Below are 22,669 nucleotides of genomic sequence, written 5' to 3'. Positions count from 1 at the left end.
AAAATTGCTTAAAAACACCTCACGGCTGCCCGGTTCAGGCACGCGCGCCCTGCAGGCTCACCGGCCCCAGCGGATAAGGGATGTTGTGTTGCTTCACCCACTCCAGATAGCTGGCGCGTGCACCGGGGAAGCCAATGGCGATCCAGGCTTTCATCCCTTTGTTGCCGCCGTAAATCGGGTCAGAGAGGTAGCCGTGTTTGGTATCGGTCAGCAGCTGGTTAAAGAAATGCGAGGCTTTCAGGTCGTTTTCGCCCAGCGTGGCGAAATCGATGCCGTTTTTCTGCATCTGCGTCAGGGCGTCATCTTTTTCTTGCTGGGAGAGCTGGTGGAACGGTTTCTGGTGCGTTGCCTGGCTCCAGGCATTCACCAGGCGGATACCGTTTTTATAGATCTGCTGCGGGCGGAACGGCAGCTGGTAACCCATGGTGGCCGGGGCGTGCGCATTGAACGGCCCTTGCATGTAAATCTCTTCGCCGAAATCGCCGTGCAGTTGCTGGTCGATAAACACCGGCACATTGGTTTCCAGCGCGCCGGGCGCTTTGCCTTTGCCGCCGGCCGGGATCAGGCGATCGGTCGCCGCGAGGATAAATGCCCACTCCTCAGGGCCAAAAAAGATCGGTTTGTAGTCTGCCAGCTCCGGGGCAGCCAGTTCAGCGGCTTCTGCGGCTGTCAGGCCTTTCAGAATCATGCCGCTTAATGGCAATGCAGCCAGCGACCCAAGCAGGAACTTGCGTCGGGAAGTCTCTTTTTGAAGAAGCATAAAAGGAGGTGTCTCACATTAAAGGGTTGTTAATTTTTTATAGGTATCTTTAAAAGTTCGTTAGTTTACATAGCCGGACTACACCTGAAAATGTTAATGGAATTACAAGATACGAATAAATGTAAATATAATTCAATAAGTTGGCTAAAAACCCACCAATTTAAAAAGCCAAATTCATTAACTATTTCTTATATATCAGTGTGATAAAGATCACACCCCTGCACTGGAACCGGTTCCTGCCTTACGCCTGAAAATGTAACAATGCACCGCACTTTTCGGTAAAGGGGTTTACTGATTGCCAATCTGCAAGCTTTCAGGGTTACGAATGAGGCCGCTTTCGCGTTTATATGACAGAAATGTTAAAAGAAACGCAGCACTCACACTCAGTATCGGCCGGAAACCGGCAGGACTTTACTACGCCGTGCCGCTGCCTGATATTGTGGTGAAAATACATCTAAGATATATTTTACGCCCGCAGGCAGTGATGAACCGCCCGGTGGCACCTCTCCTGTACGTTCCTATTTCAACCAGAAGGCCCCGTGATGCAGCACTCTACTTCCCCAGCTTTAACCCCATTACCCACCCGCGTGCGCAATCCGCTGGTGTTCCGGCAGATCACCGTAAAACAGGCGGACACCGTCGCCGGCTGCTTCCGCCGGATCGTGTTCCACGGCGACCAGCTCAAGGGCTTCAGCTCTGCCGGGTTCGATGACCACATCAAAATTTTCTTCCCCGATCGGGAAACCGGCGAGCTGCACCTGCCGCAGGTGACGCCGGAGGGCATCGTCTGGGGTGACCAGCGCCCGGCCTCACGTGACTACACGCCGCTGCATTTTGATGCGGCGGCGAACGAACTGACGGTGGATTTCTTCATCCATGCGCAGGGCCTGGCGAGTGACTGGGCCGTGGCCGCCAAACCAGGGGACGCGCTGGCGATGGGCGGGCCGCGCGGATCGCTGGTGGTGCCGGAAACCTACGCGCACCAGATTTACCTTTGTGATGAGTCCGGTTTGCCGGCGTTACGCCGCCGCCTGTTGGCACTGGCCCCGCATCAGCACATTACGTTGACGGTGCTCGTCAGCCTCCACCGCCCGGAAGCGAAAGCCTATCTGGCGGATCTGGATCATGTGCAGTGCGAATGGCTGCCGGCGGATGCTGCACAGCTTAACGCCCGCATGGCCGCACTGGCGCTGCCGCCGGAAGACAGTTTCATCTGGGTCACCGGTGAAGGGGAAGGGGTGAAAGCGATCAGCGACCAGTTGATTGAACGGGGCGTTAACCCGGACAGGCTGCGCGCTGTGGCCTACTGGCATCAGAAATAATTCTCCGGCTCCCTGGCCGGGGAGCCTTATTTCCCGTGCGCCTTACCGGGTTATTTCCTGCGGCGGCTATTCAAAATAGCCTGAACCCCATGCGTTATTTTTATCACGCTGCGTCCCTGCAAAAAAAACGGGTAAGGTTATTCCCCGGATATATCCTGTTTCATTTTCTGAAAAAAGCCTGACGCCATCACGTAATAACGCCGGAATTAAGGATGTGGGTAAAAAGGTATGCTGAAGGCGGCATAAAATAAAAAGGAACAATCATGGTGTTTACCCGTAATAAGTATTACCGCGCGATCTTTGCCTTAATAACGGCAGGCATGGGCGGGCTAAGTGGCCATGCGCACAGCGCAGAAAACCCGGTTCCGGCTTTATCTGTGATTAAACCCGCCACCGGCTGCGCAACACTGACGAATATTGACCTGACGGGGATAGGCGGCGCAGGCAGCAAAATTACCTCTGCCGCCGAGACCACGCAGAACGGCGCAGCGTTCTGCATGGTGGAGGGCACGCTGGCCCCGGCCATTGGCTTCCGGGTAGCATTGCCGATGGCAAGCTGGCGCCAGCGCTTCCTGCAAGTGGGCTGCGGCGGGCTGTGTGGCCGGATTGATTTGCAGGCCGGCGCGGCAGCGGGTTGCGCCCCGCTTAACAGCAATGGTTTCGCCATCGCCTCGACCAATATGGGCCACACCCAGGAAGAGGAAGACTTCGGCAATGATGCGCAAAAACGTAAAGATTTCGCTTACCGCGGCGTGCACCTGACGGCGGTGGTCTCGAAGAAGATTATTGAGGCGTTTTACCACCACCCGGCAGCCTACGCCTACTTTGACGGCTGCTCAGACGGCGGCCGCGAAGCACTGATGGAAGCCCAGCGTTACCCGCAGGATTTCAACGGCGTGATTGCCGGCGCGGCAGCGATGAACTTCCAGTCGCAGAACGCGCTCTACCATGCCTGGCAGGCGGTGACCAACACCGGCAGCGATGGCAAGGCGATCATCACGGCAGCCCAGTTGCCGCTGATCCACCAGGCGGTGCTGGCGCACTGTGACGCCCTGGACGGCCAGAAAGATGGACTGATCGCGGATCCGCAGGCGTGCCATTTTGATGTCTCCAGCCTGCGCTGCAAGGCGGGTGACAATGCCTCCTCTTGCCTGTCCGGGCTTCAGGTTGCGACCTTGCGCCGCCTGTATGACGGCCCGCGCGCGGAAGGGAGCGGGCAGAAAATGATTGTCGGCGGGCCGCAGTTTGGCTCGGAGCTGGCCTGGGCCGGGGTGTTTATTCCGCAGTCCGCCAATGACCCGATCTTCAGCCGTAATATTGCGCTGCCGGCGCTGAAGACCATAAGTTTTGTGAACAACCCTCCGGCAGGCTATACCCTGAAGGATCTGCGCTTCACCCGTGAAACCTTTGATGCCCTGCGCGCGCTGCACCCGCTGTATGACGCCACCAACCCGGATCTGTCGGCATTTGCTGCCGCAGGCGGCAAGCTGATCATCTGGCACGGCTGGGCCGATCCGCATATTTCACCGCTGAATTCAGTGGCCTACCACACGGCGGTGGGTAAAACGCTGGGCGAGGCGAAACGCGACAGCTTTGAGCGCCTCTACCTGTTGCCGGGCATGTACCACTGTTCCGGCGGTGAAGGCCCAAGCCTGCTCGACCTGCTGACCCCAATGGTCAACTGGGTGGAGCGCGGCCAGGCCCCGCAGGCCATCACCACCTGGCAGGCGGCGCCGCAGCAGAAAAACAGCTTTGGGCAACCGATGATGGAGAAAGGCACCCCGCCGCCGGAGGCCGCCGGGCACCAACAGCCACCGATGCGCCTGGAAACTATCCCGGCCAATGCAGCCTCACGCCCGGTATTCCCCTACCCGGATTACGCGGTATACAGCGGCAAAGGGGATGTGAACCGCACTGACAGCTACGTCCGTAAGCCCCTGCACCAGACATATGACACGTATCATTGGCTGGGCGAAGATTTCTACACGCCTTATACCTTTATTGAATAATCCCACTGGGGCAGCACAGGCTGCCCCATTTTATTTCCAGCCTCCTTTTATTTCCGGCCCCGATGGCGGCCGCGCGCCTTGTAATCCGCAGGCTGCCCCGATATGCTTCGGGGCTGTTTCCCTGCCTGTGCCGTGACCTATGAAAAATCCCGTTACTCATGCCGATGCCCCGCTTATTTTTTCTGCCGGTGAAAAAGCACGGAGCGATCGCAGGCAGGGAATGGGCGGCAAAAAACAGCGCCGTGAAAAATTATTCGATGCCAATGATATTCGTTTGCTGATGCTGTCGGCGCTGGAAACCCGCCCGGCACATGGCTATGAATTAATTAAGGCGATTGAAGATCGCTCCGGTGGGGAATATGCGCCCAGCCCCGGCATTATTTACCCTAATCTCACGCTGATGGAAGAGATGGGGTATATCGACGCCTTTGATCATGCAGGCGGAAAAAAAGCCTACCGCCTCACTGCACAGGGCGCCGCCTTCTTGCAGGAAAACCGGGAAACACTGGCGCGCGCCGCCGGGCGGTTACATGCGCTGGCGGTACTGGCCAATAACCGCGCTATCCCGGAAATTGAACGCGCCATTAATAATTTCCGCACTGCGCTGAATATGCGTCTATCGAAAGAGAATTTATCCGCTGAGACGCTGCACGCCATTATTGACAGCCTTGACCGCACCGCCAAAGAGATTGAGCGCAGCTGACGCACCTTGCGTTAGACGTACCTTGTGTCATCGGCACGTTACCCTTTCCCCTTTATTTGTGCGCCGGCACATATCGGCATTATTTGTGATCCGGTGCTGAAAAAACGCTTTTTCCTCCCTGCTGGCGGCCATTAAAAAAGCAATGTGCGATCTATCGCGCATTGCTTTAGGCATCCCGATATTTATCGGCTTTTATTCATCGCGTGAATTGTACATTTGCACAATGGTATTCGGATGAATGTCCTTTAAGATTTCATTTCTTTCCTGAATGTTTATTACCCCCATTATTTCCCGCGGCGGCGGGCTGATGCCGCTGTGCCGAATAAAAGGCAAAAAATCAATCACTTTGAGGATCAAGAGATGAGCGTCACGACCGTTGAAGCGGCAGCAAAGGGCCATCGCACCCGCTATCTGATCTTACTGATTATTTTTATTGTGACGGCGGTCAATTATGCTGACCGCGCCACCCTCTCTATTGCCGGCAGCGCGGTGGGTAAAGAACTGCACCTCAGCGCCATGTCGATGGGCTATATATTTTCGGCATTCGGCTGGGCCTATTTATTGATGCAGATCCCCGGCGGCTGGTTGCTTGACCGCTTCGGCTCTAAAAAGGTCTATACCTACAGCCTGTTTTTCTGGTCGCTGTTTACCTTCCTGCAAGGGTTTGTGCATCTGGTGCCGTTGGCCTGGGCGGCGGCCTCGATGTTTGCCATGCGCTTTATGCTCGGTTTTTCTGAGGCTCCCTCTTTCCCGGCCAATGCGCGTATTGTCGCCGCCTGGTTCCCGACCAAAGAGCGCGGCACCGCCTCCGCGATTTTTAACTCGGCACAATACTTCTCCCTGGCGATCTTCTCGCCGCTGCTCGGCTACCTGACCTACGCCTGGGGCTGGCAACATGTGTTCACCGTGATGGGCGCGATAGGCTTTGTGCTGACGGCGGTGTGGGTGAAATATATCCACAACCCGACCGACCACCCGCGGATGTCCAAAAGTGAGCTGGAATACGTGGCGCAGGGCGGCGCGGTAGTTGACATGGATCACCCGCAGGCGAAAAAAGCGGGCGGTGGCCCGAAACTGGGTTACCTCAAACAGTTGCTGGCGAACCGGATGATGCTCGGCATTTTCTTCGGCCAATATTTTATCAACACCATCACCTGGTTCTTCCTGACCTGGTTCCCGATCTATCTGGTGCAGGACAAAGGGATGTCGATCCTGAAAGTCGGGCTGGTGGCCTCGATCCCGGCGCTGTGCGGCTTTATCGGCGGGGTGGCGGGCGGCCTGTTCTCTGATTCGCTGATCAAACGCGGGATGTCGCTGACGCTGGCGCGTAAACTGCCGATTGTGCTGGGGATGCTGCTCGCGTCCAGCATTATTTTGTGCAACTACACCGACAGCACCACGCTGGTGGTGGCGCTGATGGCGCTGGCGTTCTTCGGCAAAGGGTTTGGTGCGCTGGGCTGGCCGGTGATTGCCGACACCGCACCGAAAGAGATTGTTGGTTTGTGCGGCGGCCTGTTTAACGTTTTCGGTAACGTCGCCTCGATCGTCACCCCGCTGGTGATTGGCTACCTGGTCAGCGAGCTGCATTCATTCAACGCCGCGCTGATCTTTGTCGGCTGTTCCGCGCTGATGGCGATGGTCTGCTACCTGTTTGTGGTCGGCGAGATTAAACGGATGGAACTCAAGGTGTAACCGGCCTCCTTTCTCCTGCAGGCACCCTTCGCGGTGCCTTTTTTCTTCCACCCAGGCACCCTTCGCGGTGCCTTTTTCTTTCCCGGACAAACCAGCCTGAACTACCCTTGAAACAGGCGGGGCCGTACAGTTTCCCCTTTTTCTCTTCAGCAATCAGCGTGGTATCCAATGAAAGCAGCCAAACGAGGGCAAACGCCCGGTATCGAAAATATTGTGATTGAACAGGTAGCGGAACCGGGCGAACCGGGGCCGGGTGAGGTGCGGGTGCGCATCCACGCCAACTCCCTTAACTTCCATGATTACGCGGTAGCGGCCGGGATGATGTCCTCAGAGGCCGGGCGGCTGTTGCTGTCTGATGGCGCGGGCGTGGTAGAGAGCGTCGGTGCGGGCGTCACCACATTGAAAGCGGGCGATCATGTGGTTTCTTGTTTCTTCCCGGACTGGGAAGACGGCCCCTGCCCGGTGACCGGGTTTTCCGGCACGCCGGGCGACGGCATTGACGGCTATGCTACGCCCTGGGTGGTGCGCCCGGCCCGGTTCTTCACCCTTGCGCCGCAGGGCTGGAGCCATGCGCAGTCTGCCACACTCACCACCGCCGGGCTGACCGCCTGGCGCGCGCTGGTGGTCAACGGCGGGTTAAAAGCGGGGGACGATGTGCTGATCCTCGGCACCGGTGGTGTGTCGTTGTTTGCGCTGCAACTGGCCCAGATGATGGGCGCACGCGTCTTTGCCACCTCCTCATCTGATGAAAAACTCACACGCCTGAAAACGATGGGTGTGCATGCCGGGGTGAACTACCGTCAGCACCAGGACTGGGGCAAACAGATTTGGGAACTGACCGGCGGCCGCGGCGTTGACCATGTGATTGAAATCGGTGGGCCGGGCACGCTGGCGAACTCCATCGATGCGGTAGCCATCGGCGGCCATATCGCGCTGATTGGCGTCTTTACCGGGCTGGCGGGTGATGTGCCCACCGCCCAGCTGATGGCCAAACAGGCGGCGCTGCGCGGCATCACCGTGGGCAGCCGCCGCCATCAGCAGGAGATGATCCGCGCGCTGGACGCCAACCGCGTCACGCCGTTTATCGACAAATCCTTTGCCCTTGAGGAACTGGCAGACGCCTTTAACTACGAATATTCCGGCCAGCATATGGGCAAAATCGTTATTGAACAGTGACCCGGCGTCACCCCACGCCATACGGGCGGCCTGAGCCTGCACACTGCGCTCAGGCCGCCTGATCTTTTGATTTCACCCGTCCCACTTTCCCAGGAGAACATCATGAGCAACGCGATAACCCCGGAACAGGCCACGACCGACCGCCATATTGAGCAGTTTCTCAGCCAGCTGAACGCCGCGGGTGGCCCGCCGATGGAGCAGCTCTCACCGGAAGCGGCGCGGCAGGTGCTGACCGATGCGCAGAACGCCGTAGCGGTCGACCTTTCCGGCGTGGAGATCACGGAGCGCACCGTGAACAGCGGCGGGCACGATCTCAGCCTGACCGTGGTGCGGCCGGCAGGGGCGGTGGGTATGCTGCCGGTATTTATGTTCTTCCACGGTGGCGGCTGGGTGCTGGGGGATTTCCCGACGCATCAGCGGCTGGTGCGCGATCTGGTGGTGGAGAGCGGCGCGGCGGCCGTGTTCGTTAACTACACGCCCTCCCCGGAGGCGCAATATCCGGTGGCTATTCATCAGGCCTATGCCGCGACCTGCTGGGTGGCGGGCCACGGCGCAGAGCTGAACCTTGATGGCGGGCGGCTGGCCGTGGTGGGCAACAGTGTCGGCGGCAATATGGCGGCGGTGGTGGCGATGATGGCAAAAGAGCAGGGCGCGCCGCATGTGCGTTTCCAGCTGCTGCTCTGGCCGGTGACGGATGCCGCGTTTGACAGCGGATCTTACCAGTCTTACCCGGAAGGCTTTTTCCTCAGCCGCAATATGATGAAATGGTTCTGGGACAACTACACCACGGATGAGAGCAAGCGCGTAGAGCTGCACGCGTCGCCGTTGCGGGCCACGCCTGACCAGCTTGCCGGGCTGCCGCCCGCTCTGATTCAGGTGGCGGAATTTGATGTGCTGCGTGATGAGGGCGAGGCGTACGGGCGCAAGCTGAATGAAGCCGGGGTGGAAACCACGCTGGTGCGCTATAACGGCCTGATCCATGATTACGGGCTGCTGAACCCGCTCAGCCAGGTGCCGGCGGTGAAAATGGCGTTGTCGCAGGCGGCACAGGCGCTGAAAACATACCTCGCCTGACGCGCCTCGCCTGACACATCTCGTCTGCCACACCTCGTCTGACACGCTCCCCCCGCGCCTGACACGCACAGCGCAGAAATGCCCGGCCATAACAGCGGCCGGGCAGTCAGATCACGCCAATAACGGCCTCGGCTGACGAGTGGCCTCAGCCCTGAATCAGCGCCATGCTTTGTTTGATTTCACGCTCAATATCCGCTTCCTGCCAGTTTTCCAGCACCGAGGAGAACGGCTCAAACGAATAGATCCCCTGATACCCCAGCCGTTCCAGGTTATCCACCTGCTGTTTGCTTTTCAGCAGGTCGCCCTGGCTCAGCATGATGCGCTCTTCATCGGTCAGCAGGGATTTGTCACGCGGGTCTTCCACGCCGGAAAGGTGCACCAGCCCGATGCTCTCCATCGCCATTTGCTGGTCAAACGCGGCCTGATCCACCTCATCCAGATGGTGGTGGAAGGTGTCGATCACCAGTTTATAAGGCGCGGCTGAATCCCGGATCAAGGACTGGGCCAGCAATGAGGAGCGCAGTGAACTGATGCCGAAACCCAGCGGCTCCACTAGCCCAGTCACGCCATACTGTTTGAACAGCGGCGCAAGGGCGATCAGCGCCTGAAGTGTTTCCTGCTGCTTCTGTTCCGCGCTGCGCGCATCACCGGCGCTGCAATGCGGGCAGAGGATCAGCCCACGGCTTCCGATCGCCTGCGCTTCCTGCAACATTGCTTCTGCATTGGCCCAGACCTTGTCGCGCTCCGCCCCGAGGTTAAAGCGGCCCAGCGCGTTAATGGTGATGATGTCCATGCCGTATTGCTGCGCCAGCGCCCTGACCTCGCCGGTGCTCAGGCCGTCCGTGACCTGGCCGCTGGGCATATCATTGCGTAACTCCACCTTATTCAGGCCACATTTCTTCACCACCCTGAAAAACTGCTCAAGGCTCAGGTTGGGGGCAATTTTACGGTTGATACAAAAACGATGTTGCGCGATAGCCATGTTGTTACTCCATACGCGGTAGCGTTATGACGAGGTTGACGTTGACGTGTCCTGCGCGGCGGGGGGCTGCCGGGCCGTCAGCGGCCGGCGGTCGCGCTTCGCCAGGATCACATCATCCATTTTTTCCAGAGAGACACCTTTGGTTTCCGGTACATAGCGGGAAATAAACCAGAAACTGAATACGCAGAGCAGCGCGAAGACCCACATCGGGAACGCGCCGTGGAAATGGGAGAAGAGGTAAGGGTGGTCATTGACCATCGGGAACGACTGTGACACCACAAAATTCACGATCCACATGGCGCCCACCGCCAGGCTCATGCCCTGCGCCCGCATCCGGTTGGGGAACACCTCAGCGATCAGCACCCAGGTGCCGACGCCCCAGGAGAGCGCATAGAACGTCATAAAGAACAGCATGCCGCACAGCGCGATGTAGCCGCTGTCCTGGGTGTAGAGGCCATAAGAGGTGATCAGGAGGCCGATGACCGCCCCGGCTGTTCCGGCGCGCATCAACGGGATGCGGCCCATGCGGTCCATCAGGGACGCGCCGATAACGGACCCGGCCAGTTGCACCACGCCGATCCAGATGGTCTGGAACATTGCCGTTTCGGCACTGCCGGTCACCTCTTTCAGCACCACCGGCGCGTAATACATCATCACGTTCACACCCGTCACCTGTTGCAGCACCGCAATCATCGCGCCGACAAACAGGATGAAGCGCACATTGCCGTCCCGCAGGCTCAGCCGGGCGCTGTGTTGCTGTGCATCCTGACGCAGTGATTCCTTAATCTCCGCCAGCACATGGGCGGCATGGGTGGGGTTCGAAAGCCGGGAGAGCAGTGTGAGCGCCTGCTCATCACGCCCGGTCATGGCACACCAGCGCGGGGATTCAGGAATAAACAGCACCAAAATGCAGAACAACACACAGGGCAGCACGCCGGAGGCGAACATCCAGCGCCAGCCCATGTCGACCAGCCACTGTTCCGTGGCGATGCTGGCGATTTTGTAGTTCACATAGAAAATCAGGATCTGGCCGAACACGATGGCGAACTGCTGCATACTCAACGCCCGGCCGCGCATGTCTTTGGGCGACACTTCTGACATGTACATCGGTGACACCGTGGCCGCCAGCCCGACGGCCACGCCGCCGATGATGCGGAAAATCACAAACCCGGTGAAGGTGTGGGCCAGCGACGCCCCAACGGCGGACACGGTAAACAGCACGGCCGCCAGCATCAGCGCTTTTTTACGCCCCCAGCGTGCCGCCACGCCGCCGGCACAGAAGGCCCCCGCCACACAGCCGATCACGACATTCGACACCGCCCAGCCGGTTTCAGCCGGAGTCAGTTGGAAGTAAATCTTTAAGGATTCAATCGCCCCCGAGATCACGGCCGTGTCATAGCCGAAAAGGATGCCCCCGAGGGCGGCGATGGCGCAGATGCGCAGGATGTACCCGGTATTATGCTTTCGTTGAATGACCATACAGACTCCGTTTGCGCGCACGACAGTGGCTCGCGTGCTGTGAGGAACATCAGGGTAATTCGTGCCGTGAGGGAACCCACGCCTCCGGGTTTTAAAAGAACATTTATTCCATAAATTTAAAATAATGAAATATTGATTTTTAGACACGGTTCAAAAAATTCATCGGCTTTTCACGCAACACCATTGCAACATGCGAGCCAGCTTCCAGGATAAATCCACGGCCTGCATAGGCGTTGTCCTCCCAGCAGGCGCGCGGCTCTGTTAACTTTTTGTGAATGCTGGACGAAGCCCTGGAAAGGGGCTCGCAAAGCTGCCTGCACTTTCTTGGTCACATTCACATTTTTGCGAGGTGTGCCGCTAAAATAAAACATTCCAAAATAAAATATTTGAAACTTTTTTTTCAATGAAATAGAGTTTTTGCCAACAGCGGCTGAACCGGGCGTGCAGGGTGCACACCGGTTTATGCCCCCGCAAACCCGGCACTGCCCGGCTCCACCGATCACATAACGAGGGTGAGACATGAACATCGTGGGTAACTTTATTGGCGGCAAAACCAGCGTCAGCACCAGCAACCAGACGCTGCCGGTCTATAACCCGGCAACCGGCAAGGCAGATCGTGAAGTCACACAAAGCACCGGCGAAGAGGTGCTGGCGGCCATTGAAACGGCACACCAGGCTTTCCCGGCCTGGGCCGCCACCACGCCGCTGCGCCGCGCCCGCATCCTGTTCAACTTCAAAGCCCTGCTGGAGCAGCACCGTGATGAACTGGCTGAACTGATCGTCAGTGAGCACGGCAAGGTCTACTCCGACGCACTGGGAGAACTGACCCGCGGGCTGGAAGTGGTTGAGTTTGCCTGCGGCATTCCGCACCTGATCAAAGGCGAATACTCGCCGGATGTCGGCAGCGGCGTAGACAGCTTCTCCATGCAGCAGCCGCTGGGGGTGGTGGCGGGCATTACGCCGTTTAACTTCCCGGCGATGGTGCCGATGTGGATGTTCCCGATTGCGCTGGCCTGCGGTAATACCTTTGTGCTGAAGCCACCGGCACTGGTGCCGTCTGCCTCCGTCCGCATGGCGGAACTGCTGAAAGAAGCGGGCCTGCCGGACGGCGTATTCAACGTGGTGCACTGCGCCAATGAACATGCCGAACAACTCTATACCGACCCGCGCGTGCAGGCGGTGAGCTTTGTCGGCTCCTCCACTGTGGCGGAATATATCTACAAAACCGCCAGCGCCCACGGTAAACGTGTGCAGGCGTTCGGCGCGGCGAAAAACCACGCCATCATCATGCCGGATGCCGATCTGGACGCCACCGTCAATGCCCTGATGGGCGGCGCGTTCGGCTCAGCGGGCGAACGTTGCATGGCGCTGCCGATCGCCGTGGTAGTGGGTGACAGCACCGCCGATAAGCTGGTGGAAAAGCTCAAACCGCTGATTGCCCAATTGCGGGTGGGCCCCGGCCTGCAACAGGGCGGTGAAGAAAACGAGATGGGGCCGTTGGTCTCCTCAGATCACCAGAAAAAAGTGCTGGGCTACATCGACAAAGGGGTGGAAGAGGGAGCCACGCTGGTGGCCGACGGCCGCAACTACAAGGTGCCGGGTGCGCCGGACGGCTACTTCGTGGGCGGCACACTGTTCGACCACGTGACGCCGGAGATGGTGATTTACCGCGAAGAGATCTTCGGGCCGGTACTGGGCATTGTGCGGGTGCCGGACTACCAGACCGCCATCGAGACGGTAAACGGCCATGAATACGGCAACGGCAGCGCTATTTTCACCAGCAACGGCCGCTATGCACGTGAGTTCGTCAGCAGCGTGCAGGCGGGCATGGTCGGCGTGAATGTGCCGGTGCCGGTACCGATGGCCTTCCACAGCTTCGGCGGCTGGAAACGCTCGGTGTTCGGCGCGCTGAACGTCCACGGTAATGACGGCGTGCGCTTCTATACCCGCATGAAAACCGTTACCGCCCGTTGGCCGACCGGCCAGCAAACGGTGTCTGAATACAGTATGCCGACGCTGGGCTAAGTGAACGGACAAGACGACAGTTAACCGACAGTAAAGGAGGGAACGATGTCTTCACTGCTTTCCAAATGCCAGAAACCGGACGCGCAGGGGCGCGTCCAGCACGTCACCCCAGAGAATGCCGGCTGGGAGTATGTCGGGTTTGACGTCTACCAGCTCAACGCAGGCCAGTCGCTGACGCTGCAAAGTGACGGCAATGAACTCTGCCTGGTGCTGGTGGCCGGGCTGGCTTCTGTCTCGACCAGCAAAGCGGAGTTTCCGCATATCGGCAAACGCATGAGTCCATTTGAGCGGGTGCCGCCCTATTCGGTCTATGTGCCGCACCATGAGAGAGTGAACGTGCTGGCCGAAAGCGACCTGGAGCTGGCGGTGTGTCGTTCACCTTCAGCCGGTTCGCTCCCTGCACGGCTGATTTCGCCGGAAGAGGTCGGCGTAGAGCATCGCGGTAAGGGGCGCAACAAACGGCTGGTACATAACATCCTGCCTGACAGCGAACCCGCCGACAGCTTGCTGGTGGTGGAGGTGTATACCGCTGAAGGGGATACCAGTTCCTACCCGAGCCACAAGCATGATGACAAAAACTCGCCGGATGAAACCTATCTGGAGGAGTCCTATTATCACCGGCTCGACCCGGCGCAGGGGTTCTGTATGCAGCGCGTCTACACGGATGACCGCTCCCTGGATGAGTGCATGGCCGTTTATAACGGCGATGTGGTGAAAGTGCCGCGTGGCTACCACCCGGTCGCCACCCTGGCCGGTTACGACAGTTACTACCTTAACGTGATGGCCGGGCCGGTACGGAAATGGAAATTCACCTGGGAAAAAGATCACGCCTGGATCAACAGCGATCACTATCCCAAAGGGTGATCGCGCATTTCAAGCCGGATCGCGTTTGACGCATGATTATGACCCAACGAAAAGCGGCCACCCCAGGGTGGCCGTTATGGTTGTCAGAGGGCCGGTTTGCTGCCCTATTTGGCGGGCTGGGCGTTCAGGGCGTCGACGGGGCCGTGACGGGCGTTAGTGAGCGCGAGGGAGACGGCGAGGGTCTGGGCGAGGCACATCGAGGCAACCTGTGAGCGGAAACCGTCTACCTGTGCTTCACGCACCACAAAACAGACATCGCTGAAAGCGGCCAGCGGGCTGACCTGGCTGTCCGTTATCGCAATCTGCTGCGCGCCCTGTTTCGCGCCGAGTTGCACCAGATCCACCGCTTCCTGTGCGTATGGCGAGTAGCTGATGGCAATCACCACATCTTTGGGTTTCACCATGCTGAGCTGCTCGGTGAACATGCCGCCCAGCCCGTCGATCAGGAAGGCGCGGCGTTCCAGGTGGCGCAGGGCGTAGGTGAGGTAAGAGGCCACGCTGAAGGAGCGGCGCAGGCCAATCACATAAATGGTGTCGGCGTTGTTGAGCAGATCGACCGCTTTTTCAAGCTGGTCCGGGCTGATTTGCATGGCCAGTTGCTGCAACGCCTGTGCATTCACCATCGTGAAGACGTTCAGGATCTCAGCAGGTTTTTCCGGGACGTTGTTCTCTTCGGTGGAAGTCTGGCGGAACAGGCGCGCACGCTCGGTATAGCTCACCGTCTCTTCCATCAGATGCTGGCGGAAAACCTGTTTCATCTCATTAAAGCCGCTGAAACCAAAGGCATTGGCGAAACGGATCAGGGTTGAGGGCGGCACGCTGGCCTGCGCGGCGATTGAGGCCACGGTGTCAAAGGCAATGCTGTTACTGTTATCAAGAATATAGCGGGCCACCTGCTTCAGGCGCTTGCTCAGCGTGTCGTAGCGACGGCGGATCTCATCCTGTAACAACGAGAGTTGGGTCGGGTTAGTCATGTCAGTGGCTCACAGAGAGAAGACAGGGGATCAGGAAAACGAAACATGTTTTCATTGCGGCTATTCTACCAGACGAATCGAAAATTTCATTTAATGTGGCAGATCCCCAGCTTTATTTCATCGGACCTTGAAAAGGCTCACAGATTGCTCAAAAAATAACAAAAATGCACGGTGGCAGGCCATAAAAAACGGCCCCCGCAGGAGCCGTTTCAACCCGCTACTGTTTCAGCGCGTCCGGCAGTGGGCGCACGTCCCGCCAGTAGCCGATCAGCGTCAGGTAGTTCTGTTTCACTTGCCGGATAAGCGCGGCGTCATCCAGTTCGCCCTGCAGCCACTGGCGTGACGCCTGGCCGAAAATAGTTCGCCCGACGGCAAACCCTTTCACACACGGTGCGGCGGCTGCCTGGGCAAAGCCCGCTTTCAGCTCCGCTTCCGGTGCATCCAGGCCGAGAATCACCACCCCACGGCAATGCGGGTCGTTAGCCTCAATCACCTCACCCACCTGTGTCCAGCCGGCGACGGAGAGCGGCGGCAGTTTCCACCAGTCAGGCTGAATGCCGAGCTGATAAAAGCGCGACAGTGACGCCACATAGAAACGCTCATCTTTATCAGCGCTCCCTTCCGGCAGAATCACCTCCAGCAGCAGTTCATGGCCGCTCTGGCAGCAGGCGCGCCATACGTCGAGCAGCTGCGCTTCTTGCTCCTGGCGCAGGGCCGCCGGGTCTTGCGGATGGTAAAACACCAGGCATTTCACGACATGTTCCAGCGGCCAGCTCACCAGCTGCGAGCCGAGATTACCGTGTTCCAGCCGGAGCGGGCGTGAACCGGGCATTTCAATCGGGCGGCCAATCCACCAGCCCTGGCCGGTAATGGCATTCAGCGCCGGCTGGCCGTAGGTGGTGTCTGCCAGGATGCCGCTGTTGTGCGCCAGCCCGGCCTCGGCGGCCGCTTCCCTGGCGGCCTGTAACAGCAGCTGTTTCAGCGGCGGGATGTTCTGGTAACTGACACCCGCGTCATCGGCCATCTCTTCCAGCTGTTTGCGGTGGTCGAAGGCGAACACGCACAGCTCCGGCCACGCCTGTTGGCGGGTGGTGACGCGGTGCAGGTGGTTGAGGCGTGCATCGCGATCCGGGCGTTTCACTTCGCGGTCACGTTTCAGGTAATCGTCCAGTTCCTCTTTGGTCGGCATTGCCGGGGCGCAGCCGTGGCGTGACACCACCAACGCGCCGCAGGCATTGGCGTAGCGGCAGGCCTGATCCCAGCCCTCATCATTCAGGTAGCCGCGCAGCAGGCCGGACATAAAGGCATCGCCTGCCCCCAGCACATTCAGTACGTCCACCCGGACGCCCGAATGCAGTTTGACCTGATCCCACCCCTCCGGGATCGCGCCCTCAAACACCGAGCAGCCTTGTGCGCCGCGTTTGCACACCAGCGTTGCCTGGCTGTGGCGGCGCACGTTGGCCAGCGCCGTCAGGGTATCGGTGCTGCCGCCGGCGATATGGAACTCCTCTTCGGTGCCGACAATCAGGTCAAACTTGTCCAGCACTTGCTGGAGCTGGCGCGTGACCGGGCCGGACTCGATGAAACGCGTTTCACCGTCGCCCAGCGAGGTCAGCCCCCAGAGCACCGGGCGGTAGTCAATGTCCAGCGCGGTGCGCAGGCCATGTTTGCGGGCGTAATCCAGCGCTTTCAGCACGGCAGCGCGGGTGTCCGGGTGTGAAAGGTGGGTACCGGTCACGGCCACGGCGCGGGCAGAGGCGATGTAGTTCTCGTCAATATCGTCCGGCACCAGCCCCATGTCTGCGCAGTTATCGCGGTAGAAAATCAGCGGGAACGTCTCTTCATCCTTGATGCCGAGCATCACCAGCGCGGTCAGGCGCTGGGTGTCGGTGATCAGGTATTGCGTGTCTACGCCGGCCCGTTGCAGCGTTTCACGCAGGAAACGGCCGTTATGCTCATCACCAACACGCGCCAGCATGGCGGACTTCAGCCCCTGGATGGCCGTGCCGTAGGCCACATTGCCGGATGAACCGCCGAGATATTTGGAAAAGGTGCTCATATCTTCCAGCCGGGCGCCGATCTGCTGGCCGTAAAGGTCAACCGCGATGCGGCCAATACAGATGACATCCAGCTGTTTTGGGTGTGTCGCCATACCAGATTCCTTCTTTGAAAGGGTGAAGAAGCATTTTTCCGCAGTATGAGGAATAAAAATTTCAAAAACAAGAAAGAGTGAAACTTGAAAACCAGAATTGTGAGAGGGATAAAACAACGGCCAAAGAGAGTAAATAATTTTTCATCAAAACAAGGGCGGAAGCCGCGTCATGTCTCGTTTTTCTGGAGAAGCCCCCCGTGCCGCACCTCAGTGCCCTGCGTAGGGAAACCTGGCTGCTGCCTGGGCTAACCCCTTGAATTGTCATGTATGGGTAACGGGGTTGTGGCAGAACGGTGAATGGACGTTTTATTTCATTTTTTGATCTCTCTCGCAAAATGAAATGTTTCTTCTGGAATGGGATTTTGTGGAAAAAAAATTTGTTTATAATCGCTCCACGTTTCACCCCGACGGGCTAAAAAGCAGCCGCTCTACGGCCCGGTGCCACCAGATAACGCAAACAGGAAGGGTACAACAATGGCTAAGACGAGACTCACGATGGCGCAGGCGCTGGTTAAGTTCCTGGATAACCAATATGTCCTGGTGGATGGGGCGGAGCACAAGTTCGTCAAAGGGATTTTTGCCATTTTCGGCCACGGCAACGTGCTGGGGCTGGGCCAGGCGCTGGAGCAGGACCGCGGCGGGCTGGTGGTGCATCAGGGGCGCAACGAGCAGGGCATGGCCCATGCGGCCATTGGCTACGCCAAGCAGAAGCTGCGCCGTGAAATCTACGCCTGTAGTGCCTCGGTGGGGCCGGGCTCGGCCAATATGGTGACGGCTGCCGCCACCGCCACCGCCAACCGGATCCCGCTGTTGCTGCTGCCGGGAGATGTGTTCGCCACCCGCCAGCCTGACCCGGTACTGCAACAGATTGAGCAGCCGCATGACCTCAGCATCAGCACCAATGACGCCTTCCGCGCCGTGAGCAAATACTGGGATCGCATTACGCGGCCGGAACAGCTGATGAGCGCCTGCATCAACGCGATGCGTGTGCTGACTGACCCGGCGGAAACCGGTGCGGTCACGCTCTGCCTGCCGCAGGATGTGCAGGGCGAAGCCTATGACTACCCGGATTATTTCTTCCAGAAACGCGTGCACCGTATGGATCGCCGCCTGCCGACTGAGGGCATGATGCAGGATGCGCTCTCCCTGCTGGCCGGTAAACGCAAGCCGTTGATTGTGTGCGGCGGCGGGGTGAAATATGGCGCGGCCGCGGCCGCGCTGCAACAGTTTGCCGAACGCTTCGGCATCCCGTTTGCGGAAACCCAGGCGGGCAAGGGCGCGATTCTCTCTGAGCATACGCTGAACCTCGGCGGCATCGGTGAAACCGGCAGCCTGGCCGCCAATACGCTGGCCAAAGAGGCCGATCTGGTGATAGGTATCGGCACCCGTTATACCGACTTCACCACCTCCTCGAAATGGATTTTCCAGAACCCGGAGGTGGCCTTCCTTAACATCAACGTCAGTGCGTTTGATGCCGGCAAACTCGACGGCGTACAGATCCTGGCGGATGCCCGTGAGGCGCTGGAAGCCCTGACACCGCGGCTGGCTGCCACGGGCTACCACGCCGCCTGGGGCGATGCGATCCGCACAGCGCGCGAAAGCCTCTACCGTGAAGTAGACCGGGTCTATCAGGTGGAGTACAGCGGCGAGGCGTTTGTACCGGAAATCGACGACCATCTCGACCGTAAGACGGTGTTCGCCGAATTTATTGAACAGACAAACTCCGTGCTGACGCAAAGCAAAGTGCTCGGCACGCTGAACGAATGTTTGCCGCAAGATGCGGTGATCGTGGCTGCTTCCGGCAGTTTGCCGGGCGATTTGCAGCGCGTCTGGCGCACCACCGGCATCAACGGCTACCACGTGGAATATGGCTACTCCTGCATGGGCTATGAGGTGAACGCCTCGCTGGGCGTCAAACTGGCGGAGCCGCACCGCGAGGTATACACCCTGCTGGGCGACGGCTCATTCATGATGCTGCATTCCGAACTGGTCACCTCAATTCAGGAAGGCTGCAAAATCAATGTGGTACTGCTCGACAATATGACCAACGGCTGCATCAACAACCTGCAGATGGAACACGGCATGGACAGCTTCAGCACCGAATTCCGTTTCCGTGACCATGAGGCCAATACCCTGACCGGCGGCTTTGTGCCGGTGGACTTCGCCATGCTGGCCCAGGCCTATGGCTGCAAAACCTACCGGGTCACCACCTATGCGCAGCTGCGCGAGGCGCTGGAGGATGCGCGCAAGCAAACCGTCTCCACGCTTATCGACATCAAAGTGCTGCCGAAAACCATGGTGCACAAGTATTTCAGCTGGTGGCGGGTAGGCGGCGCGCAGGTGTCAGACAGCCCCCGTATCCGGCAGGTGGCCGATATGCTGAACGAAAACATCAGCCAGGCCCGCGACTACTGAGCCGCCGGGCAGCCCCGGCTGCCCGGATAAGCCGCGTCACGCCTTTTACACCCTTAAACGCAATTAAGCCGTATGCGATGAAGAAAACGTATGCGGGCGGGCAGCCCGTTGATCTGAATCCAGAGGAGTTTCCACTATGTCATTGAATATTGGCGTTATCGGCACCGGTGCGATCGGCCAGGAACATATTCGCCGTTGCAACAAAGTGCTTCAGGGTGGGCGTGTCGTGGCGGTAAACGACATCAATGCTGACCATGCGGCAAAGGTGGTAATCAACCAGCGCCTCGAGGCCAAAGTCTATGAAAACGGGCACGACCTGATCAACGCGCCGGACGTCGATGCGGTGCTGGTCACCTCCTGGGGGCCGAGCCATGAAGAGTTTGTGCTGTCTGCCATCCAGGCCGGTAAGCCGGTGTTCTGCGAGAAGCCGCTGGCGGTGACGGCGGAAGGCTGCAAACGCATTGTGGAAGCGGAGGCACGGCACGGCAAACGGCTGGTGCAGGTCGGCTTTATGCGCCCGTATGACAGCGGCTACCGCGCGCTGAAAGCGGTAATCGGCAGCGGCCAGATCGGCGAGCCGCTGATGCTGCACTGCGCCCACCGCAACCCGGAAGTGGGTGACAGCTACACCACGGATATGGCGATCACCGACACGCTGATCCATGAAATCGACGTGCTGCGCTGGCTGCTGGATGACGACTACGTGTCGGTGCAGGTGGTGTTCCCGCGCAGAACGTCCAATGCCTACAGCCACCTGAAAGATCCGCAGATCGTGCTGTTCGAAACGGCGAAAGGCACGCGGATTGACGTCGAGATCTTCGTGAACTGCCGTTACGGCTATGACATCCAGTGTGAGGTGGTGGGTGAAACCGGCATCGCGCGCCTGCCGGAGCCTTCTTCGGTGCAACTGCGCAGCGAGGCAAAACTCTCTACCTCGATCCTTATGGACTGGAAAGATCGCTTCATCGACGCCTATGACGTCGAGTTGCAGGGCTTTATCAATGACGTGCTGGCCGGGCAGCTCACCGGGCCGTCTGCCTGGGATGGTTACGCCGCTGCCGTCACCGCCGATGCCTGCGTGGCCGCGCAGCTGAGCGGCGAGATCGTGCCGGTGACCATGCCGCCGCGCCCGGCCTTTTATAACCAGCCGGCGGGCTGACCTTATTTTGCCGGGTTGCTGCCTGCGGCCCGGCTGCTGCCACACTGACTTAGGGAGACACCATGAAAATCGCGTTTGATGTCGACGTCATCAAAGATATGGGCATTACCAGAATGGTCCATCAGGTAGCGGAGTGGGGCTACAACTACATTGAGCAGTCGCCGCACCCGCAGATTAACCCGTTCTACAAGCACCCGAAAGCCAGCCGTGAAGTGATGACGGAGTACCGCAATGCGCTGAAGGCCACCGGCGTCGAGATCTCGTCGTTTATCGTGGTGTATCGCTGGTCCGGCCCCGGCGAGGATCGCCGTGTGGCGGCGGTGAAGAACTGGAAACGCATGATTGAGATTGCCGTCGAGATGGGCGTGCAGGTGATCAACACCGAGCTGGCCGGTAACCCGAACGAGCCGGAGATCTGTGAGGAGCTGTGGTACAAATCGATGGAGGAGCTGCTGCCGATCATCGAACGTGAAGGCATCCGCATGGAAATCCAGTCCCACCCGTGGGATTTTTGCGAGCTGAACAACGAAACCTGCGATCTCGTGAAATCCCTGCGCAGTGACCATGTGAAATACCTCTACAGCGTGCCGCACACCTTCTTCTATGACAAAGGCGTGGGCGACGTGGCGAACATGCTGCGTTACGCCGGGGACGATCTCTCCCACGTGCTGATCGCTGACACCCATAACCACACCAAACATTGCCGTTACATCGTCAACCCGCCGGGTGTGGATGCCGCGGTGCATCAGCACGTCGGCATCGGTGAAGGGGAAGTGGACTTCGACACGCTATTCAAAACCCTGCGTGAGATGGATTTCGCCAATAAAACCTTCAAGGTCGGCGGCGAGCCGATTATCGCGGCGTCGCTGTTTGGTTACCCGGAAAAGATGAAATATCAGGCTGTCGAAACCCGCGAGCGCATCGAGCGGGAACTGTTGGTCAAATAACGTTTTCCTGCCTGCGGGCGGGGGAGGCTTACCCATGAACAAAGACAACATCAAACTGGCCATCGCGCCGATTGGCTGGACCAACGACGACATGCCGGATCTGGGCAGTGAAAACACTTTCCAGCAGTGCGTCAGTGAAATGGCGCTGGCCGGGTTTACCGGCAGTGAAGTGGGCAGCAAATACCCGCGTGATACCGCGCTGCTGAAACGGATGCTGGACGCGCGCGGCATCCGCATCTGCAACGCCTGGTTCAGCACCTTTTTCGCCGATGGCCAGAAAGAGAAGACCATTGACGAGTTCGTCAACCACATGAATTTCCTGCATGAAATGGGCGCGAAGGTGATTGGCTGTTCCGAGCAGAGCAAAAGCATCCAGTGCACCACCAAAGCGGTGTTTGATGAGAAGCCGTACTTTACCGATGAAGAGTGGCAGCGGGTGGCGGACGGATATAACCAACTGGCGAAGATCGCAGCGGAGAAGGGGATGCAGGTCTGCCTGCATCACCATATGGGCACCGCCATCCAGACCCCGGCCGAGATTGATCGCTTTATGGCGCTGGTGAATGACGATGTCTACCTGCTGTTTGATACCGGCCACCTCTACTACTCCGAAGGCTCCCAGCAGGTGATGATGGACGTACTGGAAAAACATCTGCCGCGCATCAACCATATCCACCTGAAAGATGTACGTGATGAGAAAGTCGCTGACGTGCGGGCGCATCGCCGCAGCTTCCTGGATGGCGTACGCATGGGCACCTTTACGGTGCCGGGCGACGGGGTCATTGATTTCCGCCCGGTGTTCACGCTGTTGGACCAGCGCGGCTATAAAGGCTGGATGGTGGTTGAGGCGGAGCAAGACCCGGCGCTGGCCAACCCGTTTGAATACGCCGTTAAAGCGCGCCGCTATATCCGTGAGGTTGCCGGGCTGTAAGCCGG

General features: G+C 58.8%; 17 protein-coding genes. 12 read left to right on the top strand and 5 right to left on the bottom strand.

All coding sequences use genetic code 11. The features are described from left to right. Positions 1–34: 34 nt before the first annotated feature. On the bottom strand, positions 35–760 hold the full coding sequence (locus CYR52_RS00625) for a gluconate 2-dehydrogenase subunit 3 family protein (RefSeq protein ID WP_072927602.1): 726 nt from the start codon (positions 758–760) through the stop codon (positions 35–37). A 542-nt stretch (positions 761–1,302) separates the two neighbouring features. Between CYR52_RS00625 and CYR52_RS00620 the strand changes: the two genes are divergently transcribed. The 6 genes from CYR52_RS00620 (at position 1,303) to CYR52_RS00595 (ending at position 8,736) form a co-directional block, all read left to right on the top strand. Further along, positions 1,303–2,082, top strand: coding sequence for a siderophore-interacting protein (locus CYR52_RS00620; protein ID WP_072927601.1), 780 nt, complete (start codon positions 1,303–1,305; stop codon positions 2,080–2,082). Between the two features lie 263 nt (positions 2,083–2,345). After that, positions 2,346–4,091: a tannase/feruloyl esterase family alpha/beta hydrolase gene (locus CYR52_RS00615; RefSeq protein WP_101827769.1), complete on the top strand. Its 1,746-nt coding sequence runs from the start codon at positions 2,346–2,348 to the stop codon at positions 4,089–4,091. A gap of 220 nt (positions 4,092–4,311) precedes the next feature. Further along, on the top strand, positions 4,312–4,794 hold the full coding sequence (locus CYR52_RS00610; RefSeq protein ID WP_101827768.1) for a PadR family transcriptional regulator: 483 nt from the start codon (positions 4,312–4,314) through the stop codon (positions 4,792–4,794). 360 nt (positions 4,795–5,154) lie between these two features. Beyond that, entirely contained in the window at positions 5,155–6,486 is a 1,332-nt protein-coding gene (locus CYR52_RS00605) for an MFS transporter (RefSeq protein WP_072927589.1), read from the top strand. A 168-nt stretch (positions 6,487–6,654) separates the two neighbouring features. After that, the gene (locus tag CYR52_RS00600) at positions 6,655–7,662 is read left to right on the top strand and encodes a zinc-dependent alcohol dehydrogenase family protein (protein ID WP_072927588.1); all 1,008 of its coding nucleotides are present in this window, start codon (positions 6,655–6,657) and stop codon (positions 7,660–7,662) included. Positions 7,663–7,761: 99 nt separating this feature from the next. Continuing rightward, entirely contained in the window at positions 7,762–8,736 is a 975-nt protein-coding gene (locus CYR52_RS00595) for an alpha/beta hydrolase (protein WP_394853996.1), read from the top strand. A gap of 145 nt (positions 8,737–8,881) precedes the next feature. Here the strand turns inward: CYR52_RS00595 and CYR52_RS00590 are convergent, their stop codons facing one another. Further along, entirely contained in the window at positions 8,882–9,718 is an 837-nt protein-coding gene (locus CYR52_RS00590; RefSeq protein ID WP_072927584.1) for a TIM barrel protein, read from the bottom strand. A gap of 24 nt (positions 9,719–9,742) precedes the next feature. After that, entirely contained in the window at positions 9,743–11,197 is a 1,455-nt protein-coding gene (locus CYR52_RS00585; protein WP_072927583.1) for a sugar porter family MFS transporter, read from the bottom strand. Between the two features lie 519 nt (positions 11,198–11,716). Here CYR52_RS00585 and CYR52_RS00580 point away from each other — a divergent pair. Together CYR52_RS00580 and iolB are read left to right on the top strand one after the other, a co-directional pair. Beyond that, the gene (locus tag CYR52_RS00580; RefSeq protein WP_072927581.1) at positions 11,717–13,222 is read left to right on the top strand and encodes a CoA-acylating methylmalonate-semialdehyde dehydrogenase; all 1,506 of its coding nucleotides are present in this window, start codon (positions 11,717–11,719) and stop codon (positions 13,220–13,222) included. Positions 13,223–13,267: 45 nt separating this feature from the next. After that, positions 13,268–14,086 carry a 5-deoxy-glucuronate isomerase gene (gene iolB / locus CYR52_RS00575; protein ID WP_072927579.1) on the top strand — a complete coding sequence of 273 codons (819 nt, stop codon included), beginning with the start codon at positions 13,268–13,270 and terminating at the stop codon, positions 14,084–14,086. Positions 14,087–14,190: 104 nt separating this feature from the next. Here the strand turns inward: iolB and CYR52_RS00570 are convergent, their stop codons facing one another. Next, complete coding sequence (locus CYR52_RS00570; protein ID WP_072927578.1) at positions 14,191–15,060, bottom strand: MurR/RpiR family transcriptional regulator; 870 nt, start codon at positions 15,058–15,060, stop codon at positions 14,191–14,193. Positions 15,061–15,277: 217 nt separating this feature from the next. Next, the gene (locus CYR52_RS00565; protein ID WP_101827766.1) at positions 15,278–17,212 is read right to left on the bottom strand and encodes a bifunctional 5-dehydro-2-deoxygluconokinase/5-dehydro-2-deoxyphosphogluconate aldolase; all 1,935 of its coding nucleotides are present in this window, start codon (positions 17,210–17,212) and stop codon (positions 15,278–15,280) included. A 474-nt stretch (positions 17,213–17,686) separates the two neighbouring features. On the opposite strand from CYR52_RS00565, the gene iolD reads away from it, so the two are divergent. The 4 genes from iolD to iolE all read left to right on the top strand — a co-directional run bounded on the left by iolD (position 17,687) and on the right by iolE (position 22,664). Continuing rightward, positions 17,687–19,627: a 3D-(3,5/4)-trihydroxycyclohexane-1,2-dione acylhydrolase (decyclizing) gene (gene iolD / locus CYR52_RS00560; RefSeq protein ID WP_101827765.1), complete on the top strand. Its 1,941-nt coding sequence runs from the start codon at positions 17,687–17,689 to the stop codon at positions 19,625–19,627. Between the two features lie 136 nt (positions 19,628–19,763). Further along, positions 19,764–20,786 carry a bifunctional inositol 2-dehydrogenase/D-chiro-inositol 1-dehydrogenase gene (iolG, locus tag CYR52_RS00555; protein WP_072927573.1) on the top strand — a complete coding sequence of 341 codons (1,023 nt, stop codon included), beginning with the start codon at positions 19,764–19,766 and terminating at the stop codon, positions 20,784–20,786. A gap of 62 nt (positions 20,787–20,848) precedes the next feature. Then, on the top strand, positions 20,849–21,733 hold the full coding sequence (locus CYR52_RS00550) for a sugar phosphate isomerase/epimerase family protein (RefSeq protein ID WP_072927571.1): 885 nt from the start codon (positions 20,849–20,851) through the stop codon (positions 21,731–21,733). A 34-nt stretch (positions 21,734–21,767) separates the two neighbouring features. Next, complete coding sequence (iolE, locus tag CYR52_RS00545; RefSeq protein WP_101827764.1) at positions 21,768–22,664, top strand: myo-inosose-2 dehydratase; 897 nt, start codon at positions 21,768–21,770, stop codon at positions 22,662–22,664. Positions 22,665–22,669 lie beyond the last annotated feature (5 nt).

It is taken from the genome of Chimaeribacter arupi, from assembly GCF_002858805.1.
Classification (GTDB): Bacteria; Pseudomonadota; Gammaproteobacteria; order Enterobacterales; family Enterobacteriaceae; genus Chimaeribacter; species Chimaeribacter arupi.
This window is presented reverse-complemented; position numbering and strand designations above follow the sequence as displayed.